Source organism: Protofrankia sp. CiP3 (assembly GCF_917627345.1).
GTDB lineage: Bacteria > Actinomycetota > Actinomycetes > Frankiales > Frankiaceae > Protofrankia.
Genome location: NZ_CAKJTM010000009.1, coordinates 66,552 through 67,059, shown reverse-complemented (window position 1 = coordinate 67,059; position 508 = coordinate 66,552).

Genomic DNA, 508 nt, shown 5'->3' with positions numbered 1-508 from the left:
TGGGCGCCGGCTGAGGACAACGCGGCCGGGCGGGATGCGGAGAGCCGCGAGCCGGACAGTCCTATTCTCGGGCGCTCTTAGCGTGACGCAAGCGGCGCGTCCCCGGACGGCCTGCCGCACGACCAATATCACGCAACTTCAGACTAATGACTACGGAATGTCATCGGCCGTGTCGGCAGTATTATCACCCAGGGTAACCACAGTAGGTTTTACCTTTGTACTTGGTGCATTCCTTTCCTTTGTTTGTATACCAATAGTCTCCCTCTCTGTGCGCCTGGGTTGTCGGCTTACCGCTCACAAGCATCGGGGCGGTGGTCAGTGCGACGGTGGCGAGGAGCAGTGCTAGCGCCAGTGCCAGCGCCAGCACCAGCCTCGGGGGCTGGCGGATTGACCAAAGCAAATTCTGCATTGATACCCCTTCTCGGGCATGAGAGAAATGGATGGAGGATTATTCAGCGCTCCCATCCTGGATGATCTAAATTATCCGTTGTCGCAGGTCGAGGCGTTG